Consider the following 17968-nt stretch of genomic DNA (forward strand, 5'->3'; position numbering starts at 1 on the left):
ATCATGTTTCACCTCACGTCAATCGAATGAAATGCTCAAGCGCTGCCGGAGTAAATTCCCGCAGGTAGAGGTGAGGCTGGGAAATCTGATGTCGATTCCTTATATGGACGGGACCTTTGACCTTGTAGTCAGCAGTTATGCCCTGCATCATCTGACAGATGAACAAAAAGCATGGCTGCAAAAGCTAAGCACAGGCCATCCAACTGCTGCGCAGACGCTGCATATGGCTTACAGTCAATGGAGCCAATCTGCTAAACCTTGAGCACGAAATCGGCACGCTTGAGGTGGGGAAAAGGCAGATATCATTCTGATAGATATGCAAAAGCCGCATTTACAGTCAATACACCAGATAGAGCAGTGTAAACGGCGCGGATGTTAATACGACCATTGTGAATGGGCGTGTGCTAATGCGCGGAAGACAGTTGCTAACAATAGACGAGAAAGAGGTGCTCGCACAAGCAACGGTACGCGGAAAACGCACCGTACAAGGATTGTAAACGAGACTATACAGTCGAGTGGCTTTGGGTCACATCAATTCCTAAATAATGTCCCAATTCTCGTCGAACCTCGCTGCGTGCAAAGGAGGAAAGCGTGAAAAATCGCTTTTGGTAGCCACGGCATACATACAGAACCTCCACGCCTTCGTGATTCCGGGTTTCCTTGTATATTTTAACTCCCTGCCGTTTCATTCGCACCTTTGTCTCCGCTAATTGAACAGCTACACGCTGTTGCACCCCGGCCAGGCTGCGAACGTATAGATCGGGCATTTTTAAGGCAGAGGCATTCAGAATGCGAATGTCCCGTTCCAGCACATCCAGCACGAGGGTCAGAAGTACACAAGTTTTGATCAGCCTTGCGTCTTCCTCGGAAGGCAGTGGGGCCTTATTCTTGTTGTCCAGTATCTTTTTCATAAGAAATCTCCTTTACTCATAGCAGGAATACAATTATAATCAGCATACAGAACAAATGTTCTTTTTATACCTCATCATAGAAATTATTCCTTTGCCAAAGCAATCATCAATTATTGGAAAGAAGGTATACATATTGTCACGCTCGTTATATGCGGCGCTACTGCTGCTAAGCCTCATTTGGGGTGGATCGTTTTTGTTTATCAAGGTATTATTGCTCCATCACGTAGGACCTTGGACTATTGTATTTCTTCGTTCCAGCTTTGGTCTCGTGTTTATTGTTTTGTTGATGCTGCTTATGCGCAAGCCATTTGTATTCAGAAGTATTCCATGGAAATCGGTTATTCTCGTAGCTCTGGTGAACATGGTGTTGCCATGGGCCTTGATTAGTTTTAGCGAGACCAGAATTGCCAGCAGCATGGCTTCCGTATTGAATGCTACCACGCCAATCTGGACCATGTTGGTCGGAATTGTCTTTTTCGGAGCTATCTTTTATCGAATGCAATGGTTTGGAATGGGTCTCGCTTTTGTAGGAATCGTTATTTTACTGGGTATTAATCCTGTATCCATTATTTCTGTCGACCCCGTCGGCTTTGGATGTATGCTGCTTGCGACTCTCTGCTATGGCTTCGGAACGCAGTTGTCCAAGCGGTTTTTATCCAATCTGTCGATGTATCAGGCAACCTTTGCGACACTATTAGGTGCGATGGTAGGGGGCGGCATCATGACGGCAATGGTGGATCGACCTGATCTGTCGGTCGTCTTCATCCCTGGTGTGTTGGGTTCCCTTATAGGGCTGGGGGTTTTGGGATCGGGAGTAGCGTATATTTTGTTCAATTATATGATTTTGCGGGGAAGTCCGGAATTTGCCTCCTCGGTGACTTATTTTGTACCGGTGAGCGCTATTGTATGGGGATTTTTGCTTCTAAATGAACACATCGGCTGGAACGTTCTGACCGGGCTGCTCCTTATACTCGGAGGGGTGTTTATGGCCAACCAAAGCAGAACAGCCAAATTAGCCAGGTAGTATCACTGAAAACCTGCATAAACCATGCCATAAGCACATTGTATGTGCATCCGCCAAACCTTCGGTATAATGCGGTTATTCGCACATACAATAAAGCATGCTCACGCATAAAATAAAAATATGGTGCAGCATAAAAAGCAAGCTGTTTAGCAGGTGGTAAGGTGTGGTATAATAAATAATAGAATTACATGTACCACAGAAATGTCGGAGTTTTATTCCACAAAAGAAAGGATCAGGATACCATGTGTCCCCGAAGGATACTTCCCCAAAGGACGATTTGGAAACGATTTGATCTGTCTTATACTTAGCTTTTCCGCGGAGTAACGTCAAGTTGCGAAAGCCAACTCTGCGGAAGAGGGGATTGTACATGCGAAGGACCAAGTCCTCCAGGCACATCTTACCCGGTAGCTTCCGTAAGAGTGGGTTCATCCACATCAAACTTACGAGAAACCGAGGGAGCCTGTATGAGGAAAACTTACGAATCTATCGTGAACAATGGAGCATTAAGGCAGATTGCTGTCATGCTGCTCGGAACATGCATTTTAGCTTTTACGTATTATCACATCAATGCTCAAAATCATTTGTCAGAAGGCGGATTTGCAGGCTTGGCCCTGCTGGGACATTACGCATTTGGCGTGTCTCCGGCTTGGAGTATGCTACTGCTTGATATCCCTGTCATATTGCTGGCCTGGGTACTGAAGGGCAGAAGATTCATGCTGCTGGCATTGATCGGGGCGGTCGCCTTTTCCCTGTTTTATGCAGGATTTGAAAAGTATTCGACGTTGGTTATAGATCTGCACGGCAACTTGCTGGTAGCGGCTCTGCTTTGCGGAGTGCTTACAGGCTTGGGTGCCGGAATCGTATTGCGATTTGGTGGAGCAACCGGGGGCGATGATATTTTGTCCCTGCTGATCAGCCAGTGGCGCGGATGGAAAATCGGTAACGTGTTTATCGTCAGTGACATCATTGTATTGGGATTATCGCTGTTGTATCTGCCTGTGAAGGAAACAATGTTTACCATACTGGCTGTGTGGCTCGCCGGAAAAATAATTACATGGACGACAACGTTCCAACTACACCGACCTGTGAAAAAGGTGCTGCCTGCGGCTATTCCAGTCCAAAAGGTAGTTGCCAAAACAGTGCCGGTCGTCCACAGCCTTCGTCAATAAGGAAAGGGTGTTACGTCAGGAGAGAAATCTTCCTACGTGACACCCTTTCGATGTATCTAGGCTTGGCCAGGAAGGCTTTAAAGTAGAATGAATACGTTCGTTCCGGTCATAAATATCGCCGAAATCTGCTGGCAGTCTACTCATTTTTGAGTCTCGTCCACCGCTTTATTTTTGTGCTTAAAGGTCGAAGCAGGCTTGTTATGTCCTTCTAATGCTTGTCCTACGCCCTCCGGCTTGGCGGTTTGCGAGCGCGACGAATTGGATTGGCTTTAACCGTTGCGGGAATGCTGCTGTTGGTTTCACGCGCCTCGGCTGGATGATCATTTCGCGTCTGGGAGGTACCTTGCTTGCACAATTGCTATTGGTGCCGCTCGCAATCTGGCTTGGATGGATTATGGGCTGAGCCGGAAACTGAATTCACCAGTTTAATTCAAAAAAAGGCTGACCCGTAGCCATCTGCGAAGGATGATTTCTGGGCCAGCCTTAAATGTTTTTGAAGTCTACTTACTTTTCAAATAATGATTTATAGGCTCCATAGCCTTCACGTTCCAAGTCTTCTTGAGGCACAAAACGGAGCGCAGCGGAATTAATACAATAGCGCAGGCCATCAGGACCTGGGCCATCATCAAATACGTGTCCCAAATGGGAATCCGCTTCGCGACTACGGACCTCGGTACGAATCATAAAGTGGCTGAGGTCGCTTTTTTCTTTGACGTTATAGCTGCGCAGCGGGCGAGTAAAGCTGGGCCAACCGCAACCTGCATCATATTTGTCGAGCGAGCTGAACAAAGGCTCTCCCGAAACAATATCCACATAGATGCCTTCACCCTTATGGTCCCAAAACTCATTTTGAAAAGGGCGCTCGGTCGCGTTTTTTTGTGTTACTTCGTATTGAATAGGCGTCAGCCGATCTTTAAGATCAGACTTGTCGATTTTGTCCGACCAATTTTGCTCAATAAAATCTTCACGTCCGGAGCCTTTGCGGTAACGCTTGTAATGGGCGGGATTCTTCTTATGATAGTCTTGATGATATTCTTCCGCTTCATAAAAGGTTGCCGCAGGCAGAATCGGTGTAGCAATAGGCTTGTCAAAACGGCCGCTTTCACCAAGCGCTTTTTTAGAAGCCTCTGCCTTGATTCTTTGTTCTTCGTTATGATAGAAAATAGCTGTTTGGTAGGATGAACCTCTATCGTGGAATTGTCCACCTTCATCCGTCGGATCAATCTGTTGCCAGAACAGCTCTAACAATTTTTCATATGGGAAGACTTGCGGATCAAATGTAATCTGTACAGCTTCTACATGCCCCGTTGTTTCGGAACATACCTCCTCATAGGTTGGATTTTCCGTATGTCCTCCTGTGTAACCGGATCGAACCTTTAAAATGCCGGGCAGTTCCTCGAAGGGGGAAACCATGCACCAGAAGCAGCCGCCTGCAAAAGTTGCCTTCTCCACGGTGTTTGGATTGTTGGTGCTCATATTTGTCACTCCATTCTGAGAAAGTTTCAATTAGTTGTTATTTAAATAGCTTACAATTAAATTATATACGACATGTTCGCAAAATCCAATGGAACGACAGAAACAAACCAGCTTTGCAAATTTCTTTGGACTAAAAGCCACCGCCCACCTTCATCCTTACTGATCTAGCGGCAGGCTCACAGAAGCTATGATTTATTAACACGTTGAATCTTTTTGCGGTAAAGCACAAAGCCACCGCCCACTAGTGCTGTATACAGCAGCAAAATGAGCAAGCCAGTGACCGGACGTTCGGCGATGGTCCCGCCTGCATAAGCGTATACCGCAATTGCAGGAAGCTTGCCAATCGCGGTACCCAGCATAAAGCTCCAGAACGGAAAGCCTGCGACCCCGGCATATACATTCACAGCTGCCTGCGGGATGATCGGAATCAGGCGGGCCAGCAGCACAGCAGCAAAAGGCTCTCGCTCCATAACCCGGTTCAAGCGCTCCAACGCTGGAATTCGCTCCAGATAAGCCCGTCCTTTGTCACGGAAGAGGGTAAGTACCGACCCGTAAACCACGAACGCAGCCAATGTAGTGCCGAGCCAGCAGATAAGTGCGCCTTGCCAGGCACCTGCTGCATAAGCAATGGAAGCGATGATCAGCTTGTAAGGCACAAATGGAATTAACGCGAATAGAAACGCGAGCAGCAGCAGAACTGGAAAGGAGGTTTGCTTGTTCGCCCAGGCGAGCCAATCATATCTGTAGATAAACGCGATGCAGAGCAGCGAAACATAAGCTGCGGCGAGTAGCCATTTTTTCATTTACATACCTCTTTCAATATCCCTGTTCGGCTTGTCGCTTATACAGAAAAAAAACAGGGTTCACATTCCCAAAAATGTGTGCTATACTGCGATTAATAGAATAGTTCCCAAAGGGGAGTAGCTCAACGAGTAAAGTCGTCATTACGGGATTTTTTAAATCCCCGGCTTTATTGGCAACGTAATGTTGTAAGCAAGACCTTTGCCAGGATTTTTGGAATCCGGGTAATGGTCTTTTTTTGATGCTAAGTTTGGGTCAAGCGCCGTTTCCGGATTCCGTGAAATGGCGCTTTTTTAGTATAAAGCGCAGAACTAAGTACAGTATAACAAATAAATAAAGAAGGTGGGAGAAACGTATGGATTTTTTGTCAATCGAGTTTTTAACCGCACTATTGTCAATCATTATCATTGATTTGGTGCTGGCTGGTGACAATGCGATTGTGATTGGTCTGGCGGCCCGTAATGTCGAGAAGGCCAATCAAAAAAAGGTCATTATTTGGGGGACGGTCGGCGCGGTTGTCATTCGTGTTATCGCTACTTTGCTCGTCACGTACTTACTGGAAATTTACGGCTTGCGTTTAATCGGGGGGCTTGCGCTCATCTACATCGCTTACAAGCTGCTGATTGAGGAGAAAAAACATGAAATCTCTGCAACCAATCAAATGTGGGCCGCGATTCGTACCATTATTATTGCTGACACCATGATGGGGCTCGACAATGTACTTGCCGTTGCGGGAGCAGCTCATGGAAATATGTTGCTTGTTATTTTGGGACTGGCGATTTCCGTTCCGATTATGGTATGGGGCAGTACAATTATCTTGAAGCTGACCGAACGTTTTCCGATGGTCATTACAATTGGAGCTGCTGTACTGGCCTATACTGCTGCCAAAATGGTAGTGGCCGAGCCGCTGATTGCACATTGGTTCACGAATGGGGTCGTCAAATACGGATTTGAAGTTCTAGTCGTTGTTCTGGTCGTAGCCATTGGAATGCGTGTTAAAAAAATAAAAAGTGAAAAAACAAGAAAACAAGCGCTGCACGCCTAAGCTAAGCACACTGAAATCATCGTAGCTGAAGCTGGACGCTCATGCATAGAGGCTGTCCCGTCAGGTCTAACTGGATCGGGGGCAGCCTCTTTTCTTTGCTTGTCAGCGGACTTCCATGTAAACTAGACAACAGAAGAAATGAGTCATCAGAGGTGGGTATGATATGAATAAGCAAACGAAAACAAGAGTGGCTATTGCAGGTCTGGGCGGTATTGCCCGCAAAGTGTATTTGCCGCTGCTGACTGCGCACGAAGGTGTAGATATTGTAGGTTTCATGAACCGTTCGCAGGAGCCGGTTAGTTCCATTATGGAGCAATACAGGCTGCCGAGAGGAACGACGGATGTGAAGGAAATGCTGGCATGGGAGCCGGAGGCTGTATTCATACATGCTGCGACCGAAGCCCATTTTGATCTGGTTATGGCGTGTATTGAAAAAGGTGTTGCGGTGTATGTGGATAAACCGCTGTCCTATGATGTGCGTAAAAATCTGGAAATGACCGCGTTTGCGGAGGCACAGGCTGTGCTGCTGGCGGTCGGCTTTAACCGACGTTTTGCCCCGCATTATGTAGCTGCTAAAGCGTGGCTGGAGGAAGCAGGAGGCTTCAGCCAATGCGCGGCGATCAAGCATCGGACTGGATATGATCAGAGACCTGCGGCACAGACGGTTTATGATGATCTGATTCATATGCTCGATCTGCTATTGTGGCTGGGTGGCGATGATTATGAGCTGCTGCATAGCAGTCTGGACACGACGAGTGAAGGATATATGAACGCTGCATTCGGGTCGGTACGTTTGGGAAATGCCTCTGGTAGCTACAGTATGAACAGACAGGCAGGGGCTGACATGGAGAGGCTGGAGCTGCATGGGGCAGGTCGTTCCGTCGAGGTGATCAATATGGAACAGGTTATTTTTTTGCATAAAAATAAACCCTCATTTTCACAATCATTCGGAAGCTGGGACACGATTCTGGAAAGACGGGGATTCACTGGAGTGGTAAATCATTTTCTGGAGCACATTCATCGTCCAGAGGAGTGCAGTGTGCGTGCTGGCAGGGTGCTGGAAAGTCATATGTTGGCGGACGAACTCGTTAGCCGTTTGAATGACTAATACAGAAGGAACGACAGCCATCAAGGCAGTCGAGACATCGAGAAATAGATTGAAGGAGAAATGAACGAATGGAAGAGCACAACCGCGGTAAACAGTTAGAAGAGGCTATCATCGAAAATTATAAGCAGGAAGAGGATATGATGATCCTTGTGTTTGCGCAATGGTGCATCAATCACGGGCTGGAGCCAGAGGAGCTGTATCATGCAGCTTATCCGCAGCAGGACAGCAATGAGCGTCTGCTGCGAGTGCGCAAGCTGACCGTATCGCGTGAAGAAGCGGGAGATATTCCACTAGACACAGTATTAGGAGTGCTGTCCATGTTCGGAAATGAGGACTTGGCGATGGTCGTATCTGAAGCGGCTGCCCAGCTCCCGCCGGAACGGAAATAAGGTCCTCCAGCCGTATGTACTCAGGACGTTGTTTGAAAGAGAGGGTAAGCCGATGATGGAAGGTATAACCGCACCAAACACCTGTAAAGGGTGTGAAAGGGACATCGCTATTTCGGAAGAGCAAATTACCAGAATTATAAACAACATGAGGCCCGGAATGGAATGTGTGACCGATGATGTGTACGAGGCCAGACTGTTAGCTTGTTCGCAATGTGATGAGTTAATGGGTGGGCATACGTGCAGCATCAGCGGAAGTATTGTCCGTGTACGCGCTCTGGCAGTCAATCAAAATTGTCCCGGCTATAGCGGTTCTCGCTGGCAAGGGACATCCTTGAAATGAAGTAGGCTCAGACTCCACTGAACATGCGGCTGTTTCTGTGATCACGAGCTAAAGTGGACATACCATGGTCTGCCTTGAGGGCAGACTTTTTGGTTTGGGTGGAGCTATGGGTTAACGATTGACAAATAGAAGGCAATAAAATATATTAAACATGTAAAATATTTTTGTTTAATTATTAATATTTACATTAACTATCTAAGCTGTTACATTGCATGATTGTAAACGTTGAGATGGAAAAGAGAATCAGGTATACGCCATATTTTTTAATTTTATGAAAGCGCAATCATTGAAATGTATAGTCTAATGAACTTTACTATTTTTGAGGAGGGCTTGTCATGAAGGGTTCTATTGTTGTGCATACAGATTTGGAGCAAGGCGTTATTAATAAAAATATTTACGGACAATTTGCCGAGCATCTTGGACGATGTATCTATGAAGGTTTGTGGGTTGGACAGGATTCCCCGATTCCAAATACGGACGGGATTCGCAATGATGTGGTAGAAGCGCTCAAAAAGCTGAATATTCCTGTGTTGCGCTGGCCAGGTGGCTGTTTTGCCGATGAATACCATTGGAAGGACGGCATCGGACCGAAGGAAAATCGCAAAAGAATGGTCAATACACACTGGGGTGGTGTGGTTGAAAATAATCATTTTGGCACCCATGAGTTTTTTCAGCTGTGTGAGCTGTTAGACGCTGAGCCTTATATTTGCGGGAATGTTGGCAGTGGTACGGTGCAGGAGATGTCGGAGTGGGTAGAGTACATGACCTTTGACGGGGAATCCCCTATGGCCGCATGGCGGCAGGAAAACGGGCGTGAGCAGCCATGGAAGCTTAAATATTTTGGCGTGGGTAACGAAAACTGGGGCTGTGGCGGTAACATGCGTCCAGAATATTATGCCGATCTGTATCGTCGTTATCAGACGTATGTCCGCAACTATGGTGATAACCGTATCTACCGGATTGCGGGCGGGGCCAATGTGGACGATTATCGTTGGACCGAAGTGCTGATGCGTGAAGCTGGGCATCTTATGGATGGCTTGAGTCTGCATAACTACACGGTCCCGGGTACCTGGGAAGCGAAACGGCAAGCACTCGGTTTTGATGAAGCGGAATGGTTTGAGACGATGAAAAAATCATTACGTATGGATGAATTGATTACACGCCATTCTGCTATTATGGACCAATATGATCCTGGTAAACGGGTCGGACTGATTGTCGATGAATGGGGAACCTGGTTTCTGACCGAGCCGGGTACCAATCCGGGCTTCCTGTATCAGCAAAATACGATGCGTGATGCGCTGGTAGCCGGACTGCACCTGCACATTTTCCACGATCATCATGACCGTGTACAAATGACGAATATTGCTCAAATGGTCAACGTTTTGCAGGCTATGGTTCTGACCGAAGGACCTGCTATGCTACTGACGCCGACATACCATGTATTTGAAATGTTCAAGGTGCATCAGGATGCACAAGCGCTGGCCACCCATGAAACCGTAGGCAATTATGAATATGATGGGCATTCCATTCCACAGGTGAGTGTGTCCGCTTCCAAGGCGCAGGACGGAACTATTCATGTGAGTTTGTGCAACGTCCATCCGGGCGAGGCGGCTTCCTTGAATCTGGAGCTGAGAGGGCTGGAAAACGTTAAGCAAATTAGCGGCGTTGTTCTCGCCAGTGACGATATGCAGGCACACAATACATTTGATCAGCCGGAGCATGTGAAAACGGAAACTTTCACGTCCTTCCAGCAGCAAGATCAGAGCTTGGATGTTACACTGCCACCAATGTCAGTAGTGATGCTGACGATTGCACTGTAGATATTTTGTAGACTCAGAAGAAGTATGACTTGGAAATCGGAACAAAACAAAACCTTGATGGAGCCAAGAAAGGCTCTCTCAAGGTTTTATTTTTACCAATACTACAATTGCTCGCGGTGAATCCCTCTGAATTCCTTGGGCGACATGCCGAAGCGGGAACGAAATACGCGGTGAAAATACGTATAGTTTGCAAAACCGGACGATTCGGCTGCCTGTTCCAAAGACATGGGACTGAAAATAATGCGCTCCCTCGCCATGTTGAGCCTGATATCCAGTGTGTACTGCATAATACTCGTATTAAATGTTTCCTTGAACAGATGTACAGCTCTGGATACGCTGATGCCGATGTGTGAGGACACGTCATCCAGCTTAAAATTGGAAGAAGCATTTTCTTCAATATAGTTTTTAATCTGATAAGCGAGATAACTATGATGGGTGGAAGTCGGATACTCGGACAGCATACGGTCAAACTCCAGGCAAAGAATACGCATGTAATAGCTTGATATTTCCGGATAAGGATTAGAAATACGCCGCTGCTCCATCACAAGCTGCCGAAATAGGCCAAGCAGTGCTTCGGTAAGCTGGACCTTGATGCGGTTGGGCCGTTTGTGATGGTGCCACCACTCATCTACCCAGGAGCCTCCAAAAAAAATGTGATAATCTCCGCTCTCCACGACCTGTTCCCCCATGGGATTTAACTCACTGTGAATGTCCAGCTCGTAAGGCTCGGTCGGATTGAATAGCAGCAGGTCACCCGCCTCAATCCGTGTCATTTCCCCGTTAATGCGGGCCTGGCAGCGTCCGTCTGTTTGTAAACGAAACAAATAATTTTTGATCCCATCAGGCTGGTTCGAATAAAAGGGCTTGCGATGGAAGGAATAGCCTGCGGTAAGAACCTGACAAGGCTCGACGATAGACATGATGATGACTCCTTTGGGCATATGGCTGCTTCAAATATTGACCAGATTGTTCATGTTTTAATCATATTATTCATTTTAAACGAAACGGAAATAGAATACTATTGTGTCTGTAAGGCTTATAGCAGAATACAGAACATGTTGGAGGCCAGGGGGGTGACGAAGTGAAACGAATGAAGGCCGGCATTATAGGCTGCGGTAACATTAGTGCGGTATACCTTGAAAATCTCCAAAACAGTCCGCTTATCGAAGTGGTGGCCGTGGCTGATTTATTGGAGGAAAGGGCCAAAGCGAGGGCCAATGAATTTAACACTGAAAACGCATACAAAGTAGATGAATTGCTTCGTCAGCCCGAGATTGAGCTTGTTTTTAATCTGACCGTGCCTGGCAGCCATGCACTAACGGATATGCGATACTGGAGGCAGGCAAGCATGTGTACAGTGAAAAGCCTTTGGCGGTTTCCTTGGAGGATGGCAAACGAGTTCTGGATTTAGCCAAGGCAAAAAACTTGCGTGTCGGCTGTGCCCCGGATACATTTCTTGGTGCAGGTATTCAGACTGCACGCTATGCCATACAAAATGGAATGATTGGCCAGCCCGTAGCCGCTACTGCTTCTTTATGGGCAGAGGTCCCGAATGGTGGCATACTGATCCGGAATTTTTCTATGCCGCCGGAGGCGGTCCGATGTGGATTTCCATAACGGAACCATTGTAACGCTCATTTCCAGCTTTGACATTCAGGGGGCGTCGGATCTGCCGCGTATTGAGATTTATGGTACGGAAGGAACCTTAAGCCTGCCTGATCCGAACTTTTTTAACGGAGATGTCAAGCTTCACCGATCTGGAGAGGAAACCACAGAACTCGTGGAACCTTTATTTGAGTGTGGGAAGAACGAACGCGGAATAGGTGCGGGTGAGATGGTGAGAGCCATTCGCAGTGAAAAGAACCACCGTGCTAACGTGGAACTGGCCTATCATGTATTAGAGGCTATGCAAGCTTTTCAGCGCTCCTCATTGGAAGGTAAGCATATTACGCTGGAAAGTACATTTGAGCCAGACGAGGATTTGTATCATGGAACAGATATAACGATTCATCCATCCTAATTGAAGAGGTGAAGGGAAATGGCTAAAGTAGGATTGCAATTGTACACAGTAAGGGAAGAACTTGAACAGGATTTTGAAGGTACGTTGCGCAAGGTAGCTGAGCTGGGCTATAAAGGGGTTGAATTTCATGCCTTTTTCGGACGTAGTGCCAAGGATGTCAGAGCGCTTTTGGATGAGTTGGGTTTGGAAGTTATTGGAACTCATATTCAATATACCTGCCTGCTGGACCATTTGGATGAGGAGATCGCTTATCACAAAGAATTAGGCAACAAGTACCTGATCGTTCCTTATTTAACCGAAGAACAGCGCCAGTGGGATGAGATTTTTGCCAATTTCCATCGTATTGGTGAAAAAGTGAAAGAACATGGCCTAGTTCTGGCTTACCATAATCATGATTTTGAGTTGACGGAAAAAATCGCTGATCGTCCGGTTTTTGATGCGTTATATGATGCTGTTCCAGCTGATTTATTACAGGTCGAAATGGATACTTGTTGGGTATACTACGGAGGCTATGATCCTGTGGAATACATCGGACGTTATCGCGGACGCCTGCCTATCATTCACTTAAAGGATATGGCACGTGACGAGCAGCACAAAGCAGTTACCGTAGAGCTTGGCAAAGGAGAAGTGCAGCTTCAGGCCATTACAGACGCCGCTATTCAGGCAGGCGTGGATTGGGTCGTTGTGGAACAGGATTTCAGCTCGAATCCTCCAATCGAAAGCATTGAAACCAGCTTTAAGTGGCTCCAACAATACGCAGCTCAGGGAGGAAATATTCATGTCTAAAACACTCAAAATCGGAATTATTGGTTGTGGGGGCATTGCTACTGGCAAGCATTTGCCGAGTCTTGCCAAGCAAAAGCGTGCAGAGATCGTTGCTTTCTGTGACATTATTCAAGAACGGGCTGAGGAAGCGGCGGGAAAATTTGGTGTTGAAGGCTCTCAGGTTTATAGTGATTACCGTAAGCTGCTTGAAAATAAAGACATTGAAGTCGTACATGTATGTACACCCAACGACTCGCACTCGGAAATTACGGTAGCTGCGCTTGAGGCAGGTAAGCATGTGCTGTGCGAGAAGCCGATGGCCAAAACCGCCAAGCAGGCTCGAGAAATGCTAGATGCTGCGAACCGTACAGGTAAAAAGCTGTCCATTGCGTATCAAAACCGTTATCGCAATGACAGCTTGTACCTGAAACAATTGGTCGAGCAAGGAGAGCTTGGCGAGATTTACCTAGGCAAAGCCATTGCTCTGCGTCGCCGCGCGGTTCCGACTTGGGGAGTATTTCTGGATGAGGATAAGCAGGGCGGCGGTCCACTTATTGATATTGGGACGCATGCGCTCGACCTGACTCTCTGGCTGATGGATAATTACAAGCCTAAAAGCGTGCTGGGCTCAACCTTCCATAAACTCGGAGATCGTAAAAACGCGGCGAATGCCTTTGGACCGTGGAACCCTGAGGAATTTAAGGTGGAGGATTCTGCCTTTGGTTTTATTACCATGCAAAATGGGGCCACTATTGTATTGGAATCCAGTTGGGCACTGAACGTTGTAGAATTTGGCGAAGCCAAGACACTGTTATGCGGGACTGAGGGCGGAGCCGATATGCAGGACGGTCTGCGTATTAACGGGGAGAAGAACAGCCGCTTGTTTGATACGAAAATTGATCTGGATGCGGGCGGTGTAGCCTTTTACTCCGGAGAAACGGAAAACGAAGCGGATCGCGAAGCCCGTCTGTGGATCGAAGCCATTCTGGACGATAAAGAGCCGCTTGTGAAGCCGGAACAGGCGCTGGTAGTTACTGAAATTTTAGAAGCTATCTACGAATCGGCACGTACAGGAAAAGCCGTCTACTTTGATTAAGCCCGCAAGCAACCTGAATAGGCCATCATTATAAGATAAGCAGCTTCTTTCACATATAATAAAAGGAGGGATTACGTTTGAAACTTGGAGTATTTATGGTATTGTTCGGCGGACGTTCACTGGAAGAGGCTTTGGACTATGTAGCATCCCAAGGACTGGATGCAGTAGAAATCGGCACAGGCGGTAACCCGGGCGATAAGCACTGCAAGCCGGATGAACTGCTGGACAACGAAACAGCGCTCAAAAACTTCAAAAAAGCAGTAGAGTCCCGTGGACTAACCATTAGCGCACTCAGTTGTCATGGCAACCCACTCCATCCACAAAAGCATTTGGCACAGGCCGATCACGAGACGTTTCTTAAAACAGTTCGTTTGGCAGAAAAGCTGGAAGTTCCCGTTGTGAACACCTTTTCCGGTTGTCCGGGTGATCATGAGGATGCGAAGTATCCGAACTGGCCTGTTGCGCCGTGGCCGAATGATTTTCAGGAAGTGCTAAAATGGCAATGGGAAAATAAAATTATCCCTTACTGGAGCGAAGCCGGAAAATTCGCAGCAGATCATCACATCAAAATCGGGCTGGAGCTGCATGGTGGCTTTTCCGTTCATACTCCAGCGACTTTGCTTCGTCTGCGTGAAGCGGTCGGGGAGGTCATTGGTGCCAATCTGGATCCGAGCCACATGTGGTGGCAGGGTATTGATCCGGTACAGGCGGTTCAAATTCTGGGCCGAGAGGGAGCCATTCACCATTTTCATGCCAAGGATACGACGATTGACCCAATTAATGTGAATAAATACGGTTTGACCGATATGCAGGATTACTCGAATATGCTGGATCGCGCTTGGCAGTTCCGTACTGTCGGCTATGGACATGATATCAAAACCTGGGCGGATATTATTAGTGCTCTTCGCTTGGTGGGTTACGATTATGTAGTGAGTATTGAGCACGAGGATGGTCTGATGTCCGTTGAGGAAGGCTTTACTAAAGCCGTCCACAATCTTCGCCAGGTCCTTATTAAAGAGCCGCTGAGCGAGATGTGGTGGGTCTAACCTAATAGGGGGAAGTGTTGATGATTAACGTCACCATTTGGAATGAGTTTTTGAACGAGAAGCTGAATTATGAAGCCAAACAGGTATATCCTGATGGGATACACAAGGCATTGGCTGAAGGGCTGTCAAGCGAAGGATTCGCTATTCGAACGGCTACATTGCGTGACGATCCCCAGCATGGTTTGGGAGAAAAAGTCCTAAATTCCACAGATGTGCTTCTGTGGTGGGGGCATAAAGCACACGATCAGGTGAGTGATGAAGTTACAGCCCGTGTTGTAAAGCGGGTACACGAAGGCATGGGCTTGATCGTGCTGCATTCGGGACATTTTTCTAAGCCGTTCAAAGCCCTGATGGGCACAAGCTGTAATCTGAAATGGAGAGTGGCAGGCGAACAGGAAATCATTTGGTCCGTAAACCCGTCACACCCTATTGCGGAGGGCATAGATGCTAAAATTCTGTTGGAGCACGAAGAGATGTATGGTGAGTTTTTTGATATCCCGGCACCAGATGAATTGGTCTTTATCAGCAATTTTGAAGGTGGAGAGGTGTTCAGAACGGGTTGTACCTTCCATCGTGGCAGTGGTAAAATATTTTATTTTCGCCCGGGCCATGAGACGTATCCGACCTATTACCAGTCCGATATTCTGAAGGTCATTGCCAATAGTATACGATGGGCTTATCCGAGAGGTATAGTTCCGACCGATATATGGTAAAATAGAGCCTATTAGACCTCTCGGTGAGGTATTGGTATAATTGCCATTCATTGATTTCGATAAGCTTGATATTGAACAAACTGACAGGCGAAATCTCTTGAGATTCCGTCTGTTTTTTAATTAACGTATTTGCCATATACCTCTTATGCTGGTTTGTTGTATAATCAGCTTTGGTCATAGCAACTTTATCGGATCAGGTATTAAATTAAGAAGAAAGTGTTTTCTTTCGGGATAAAGTATGCTAAAATGATATATACTAACAAAAGGAAAGCTTTATCAAACCGAGATGCTAAAGAAGGTGAGAAATATGGAGGGTCAACCGCAACTTGCGAAAATGTGTCCGCGTTTTGAAAGTGCCTTTTCATGTCTGGGTAAGCGTTGGAACGGACTCATTATTCAATCCATGATGAGCGGTCCCAAACGTTTTAAGGATATTTCCAATCTGATTCCCACAATGAGCGATAAAATGCTGTCTGAGCGGATGAAGGATCTGGAGAATGAAGGCATTCTTACACGTCATGTATACCCGGAAACCCCTGTTCGCATTGAATATGAGCTGACAATCAAAGGCCGTGCACTTCAGCCGGTAATGGAACAGATTCAATATTGGGCCGAGGAATGGATTAGATGAGTACCAAGCCGAATAAACGTTTTTCATAGCAAAACAGCCTTTTCCTAGGAAAAGGCTGTTTTTATTTTGTAATACTTAATAACCTTTGTCGCGGCCTGCGATTGAAAACAATTCTGTCGCAGTACGACGGGGTATACGGGTCTGGATATCGAGCGCTGCTGTACGGAACGTACCGAGGCAGGAATGGCAAAGCCTTCCCGCATAAATCGGGGAATGGCAAGACTCGCAAGGATAATCAAGCTGGCTATAGGTGGAGGGAAACTTGCCTGCTCTCACCCAGTCTGTGAGCAAATCCATAGGTGTATCGGTTACTTCACTAAGCTGGCGTGTATGAGTAGTGGGATGTTTCCACAAATAATTGGAACAGCGGTCATAAAATAAATTTTCTTCTTGCATACAAGTATGGCACAGGTTTCTAAAATTTTGGCGGAAAACAGAACCACACTTTGGGCAATTAGCAGTATGTATCTCCATAGAAACCAGTCCTTTATATCGAGTTATAGTGAATATTTAAATTTATTAGTTATATATTACTATGACTTTATACCTATATCAATCTTTATTTAGGGAAGCGACGTTTTTTAAGTATATGTTAAAGTCTGAATTGACATAACCTTGTTACTTATGTATTACTACTTACGTAAAGTTACTTATTGAGAAAAATAAATTGAAAAAGATAAGGGGATTTTCACATGATGCCATCTTTATTTTTAGCCCACGGATCACCTATGCTTGCTATTGAACAGACAGAATATACTGCTTTTCTGGAGCAGCTTGGAAAGAGTATTCGCCCGAAGGCTATTGTTATCTTTACCGCCCATTGGGAGACACAGGTATTGACAATGAGTTCGATAGACGACGTTTACGATACGATTTATGATTTTGGCGGGTTCCCGCCGGAGTTGTATGCGGTGAAATATCCAGCGCATGGTTCGGTGGAGCTGGCGGGCAAGTTGAAGGAATTATATGAGCAAAAGGGGATTGAAGTACAAACGGACCGGGTGCGAGGGCTGGATCATGGGTCCTGGACACTTTTGCATCGTATGTATCCGGAGGCGGATATTCCGGTAGTCCAGATTTCCGTGAATCCGTTTCTATCGCCGAAAGCACAATATGCTATCGGTGAAGTGCTGCGGGGGTTGGGTGAGCAGGATATTTTGGTCATTGGCAGTGGTGTAACTGTTCATAATCTGCGCATCGTCAAGTGGGGGGAAACGAAAACAGAGCCTTGGGCACTTGATTTTGATGACTGGATTATTGAAAATGTACAGAATGGAGATGTGGAGTCTTTGGATCGCTATGAAAGCCAAGCCCCATATGCTCGTCAAGCGGTGCCGAGAGCTGAACATTTTGTACCGTTGTTTATTGCTATGGGGAGTGGAGATCCGGCGGATAAGGCCAAGGTCATCCACAGGAGCTATGAGATGGGGAATTTAAGTTATCTGTGCTTTCAGTTCTAAAAATGGCGGGATGTTAGGCGCTTCGCTTCTTCAGATTCAAATGGACCGCTCCGCCACTGTCCGCCTTTAGGGGGATAGCAAAAAGATTAAGGGAGTGTTTTATAGCCAAAATGGCTCAAAACACTCCCTTTTACATGTGCGCCCGGCATGGGCG

18 protein-coding genes and 3 pseudogenes are annotated in these 17968 nt (G+C 46.6%); 16 read left to right on the forward strand and 5 right to left on the reverse strand.

Features of this window, described 5'->3' with window-relative positions; genetic code table 11:
* Positions 1 to 19 precede the first annotated feature (19 nt).
* Positions 20 to 497 (forward strand): annotated as a pseudogene (locus ACIFO6_RS17085) (amidohydrolase family protein); the annotation flags it as partial.
* A gap of 6 nt (positions 498 to 503) precedes the next feature.
* Here ACIFO6_RS17085 and ACIFO6_RS17090 read toward each other — a convergent pair.
* A complete protein-coding gene (locus ACIFO6_RS17090; RefSeq protein ID WP_430042192.1) occupies positions 504 to 911 on the reverse strand; it encodes a hypothetical protein in 408 nt (135 codons plus the stop codon).
* 133 nt (positions 912 to 1044) lie between these two features.
* Between ACIFO6_RS17090 and ACIFO6_RS17095 the strand changes: the two genes are divergently transcribed.
* The 3 genes from ACIFO6_RS17095 to ACIFO6_RS17105 all read left to right on the forward strand — a co-directional run bounded on the left by ACIFO6_RS17095 (position 1045) and on the right by ACIFO6_RS17105 (position 3507).
* A complete protein-coding gene (locus ACIFO6_RS17095) occupies positions 1045 to 1935 on the forward strand; it encodes a DMT family transporter (protein ID WP_430042195.1) in 891 nt (296 codons plus the stop codon).
* 464 nt (positions 1936 to 2399) lie between these two features.
* Positions 2400 to 3104 carry a YitT family protein gene (locus ACIFO6_RS17100; protein WP_430042197.1) on the forward strand — a complete coding sequence of 235 codons (705 nt, stop codon included), beginning with the start codon at positions 2400 to 2402 and terminating at the stop codon, positions 3102 to 3104.
* Between the two features lie 211 nt (positions 3105 to 3315).
* On the forward strand, positions 3316 to 3507 hold the full coding sequence (locus tag ACIFO6_RS17105) for a lipid II flippase family protein (RefSeq protein WP_430042199.1): 192 nt from the start codon (positions 3316 to 3318) through the stop codon (positions 3505 to 3507).
* Between the two features lie 101 nt (positions 3508 to 3608).
* Here ACIFO6_RS17105 and msrA read toward each other — a convergent pair whose 3' ends face one another.
* Positions 3609 to 4580, reverse strand: coding sequence for a peptide-methionine (S)-S-oxide reductase MsrA (gene msrA, locus ACIFO6_RS17110; RefSeq protein ID WP_430042201.1), 972 nt, complete (start codon positions 4578 to 4580; stop codon positions 3609 to 3611).
* Between the two features lie 185 nt (positions 4581 to 4765).
* Positions 4766 to 5383, reverse strand: a complete 618-nt coding sequence (locus ACIFO6_RS17115; protein WP_430042203.1) for a TVP38/TMEM64 family protein — start codon at positions 5381 to 5383, stop codon at positions 4766 to 4768.
* Between the two features lie 353 nt (positions 5384 to 5736).
* On the opposite strand from ACIFO6_RS17115, the gene ACIFO6_RS17120 reads away from it, so the two are divergent.
* The 5 genes from ACIFO6_RS17120 (at position 5737) to ACIFO6_RS17140 (ending at position 10083) form a co-directional block, all read left to right on the forward strand.
* On the forward strand, positions 5737 to 6426 hold the full coding sequence (locus ACIFO6_RS17120; RefSeq protein WP_430042205.1) for a TerC family protein: 690 nt from the start codon (positions 5737 to 5739) through the stop codon (positions 6424 to 6426).
* 163 nt (positions 6427 to 6589) lie between these two features.
* Complete coding sequence (locus tag ACIFO6_RS17125) at positions 6590 to 7534, forward strand: Gfo/Idh/MocA family protein (RefSeq protein WP_430042207.1); 945 nt, start codon at positions 6590 to 6592, stop codon at positions 7532 to 7534.
* 68 nt (positions 7535 to 7602) lie between these two features.
* Positions 7603 to 7923, forward strand: a complete 321-nt coding sequence (locus tag ACIFO6_RS17130) for a hypothetical protein (RefSeq protein ID WP_283652342.1) — start codon at positions 7603 to 7605, stop codon at positions 7921 to 7923.
* Positions 7924 to 7978: 55 nt separating this feature from the next.
* The gene (locus tag ACIFO6_RS17135; RefSeq protein ID WP_430042247.1) at positions 7979 to 8263 is read left to right on the forward strand and encodes a hypothetical protein; all 285 of its coding nucleotides are present in this window, start codon (positions 7979 to 7981) and stop codon (positions 8261 to 8263) included.
* A gap of 335 nt (positions 8264 to 8598) precedes the next feature.
* Positions 8599 to 10083, forward strand: coding sequence for an alpha-N-arabinofuranosidase (locus tag ACIFO6_RS17140; RefSeq protein WP_430042209.1), 1485 nt, complete (start codon positions 8599 to 8601; stop codon positions 10081 to 10083).
* A gap of 101 nt (positions 10084 to 10184) precedes the next feature.
* On the opposite strand, the gene ACIFO6_RS17145 is transcribed toward ACIFO6_RS17140, so the two are convergent.
* The gene (locus ACIFO6_RS17145) at positions 10185 to 11003 is read right to left on the reverse strand and encodes an AraC family transcriptional regulator (RefSeq protein WP_430042211.1); all 819 of its coding nucleotides are present in this window, start codon (positions 11001 to 11003) and stop codon (positions 10185 to 10187) included.
* A 161-nt stretch (positions 11004 to 11164) separates the two neighbouring features.
* Between ACIFO6_RS17145 and ACIFO6_RS17150 the strand changes: the two are divergent.
* The 6 genes and pseudogenes from ACIFO6_RS17150 to ACIFO6_RS17175 all read left to right on the forward strand — a co-directional run bounded on the left by ACIFO6_RS17150 (position 11165) and on the right by ACIFO6_RS17175 (position 16354).
* Positions 11165 to 12103 (forward strand): annotated as a pseudogene (locus ACIFO6_RS17150) (Gfo/Idh/MocA family protein).
* A gap of 18 nt (positions 12104 to 12121) precedes the next feature.
* Entirely contained in the window at positions 12122 to 12889 is a 768-nt protein-coding gene (locus ACIFO6_RS17155) for a sugar phosphate isomerase/epimerase family protein (RefSeq protein ID WP_430042214.1), read from the forward strand.
* Positions 12882 to 13964 carry a Gfo/Idh/MocA family protein gene (locus ACIFO6_RS17160; RefSeq protein WP_430042216.1) on the forward strand — a complete coding sequence of 361 codons (1083 nt, stop codon included), beginning with the start codon at positions 12882 to 12884 and terminating at the stop codon, positions 13962 to 13964. Before ACIFO6_RS17155 ends, ACIFO6_RS17160 begins: the two co-directional genes overlap by 8 nt.
* Before the next feature lie 77 nt (positions 13965 to 14041).
* Complete coding sequence (locus ACIFO6_RS17165) at positions 14042 to 15010, forward strand: sugar phosphate isomerase/epimerase family protein (RefSeq protein ID WP_430042218.1); 969 nt, start codon at positions 14042 to 14044, stop codon at positions 15008 to 15010.
* A 20-nt stretch (positions 15011 to 15030) separates the two neighbouring features.
* Positions 15031 to 15763 (forward strand): annotated as a pseudogene (locus ACIFO6_RS17170) (ThuA domain-containing protein).
* Between the two features lie 267 nt (positions 15764 to 16030).
* Positions 16031 to 16354 (forward strand): winged helix-turn-helix transcriptional regulator, encoded by a 324-nt coding sequence (locus ACIFO6_RS17175; RefSeq protein ID WP_430042220.1) that lies wholly within the window; start codon positions 16031 to 16033, stop codon positions 16352 to 16354.
* A gap of 75 nt (positions 16355 to 16429) precedes the next feature.
* Here the strand turns inward: ACIFO6_RS17175 and ACIFO6_RS17180 are convergent, their stop codons facing one another.
* Positions 16430 to 16750 carry a hypothetical protein gene (locus ACIFO6_RS17180; RefSeq protein WP_430042222.1) on the reverse strand — a complete coding sequence of 107 codons (321 nt, stop codon included), beginning with the start codon at positions 16748 to 16750 and terminating at the stop codon, positions 16430 to 16432.
* A 296-nt stretch (positions 16751 to 17046) separates the two neighbouring features.
* On the opposite strand from ACIFO6_RS17180, the gene ACIFO6_RS17185 reads away from it, so the two are divergent.
* Entirely contained in the window at positions 17047 to 17814 is a 768-nt protein-coding gene (locus tag ACIFO6_RS17185; protein ID WP_430042225.1) for a dioxygenase family protein, read from the forward strand.
* The last annotated feature ends 154 nt before the right edge of the window (positions 17815 to 17968 follow it).

It is taken from the genome of Paenibacillus sp. NRS-1781 (genome assembly GCF_050467745.1).
Classification (GTDB): Bacteria; Bacillota; Bacilli; order Paenibacillales; family Paenibacillaceae; genus Paenibacillus; species Paenibacillus terrae_A.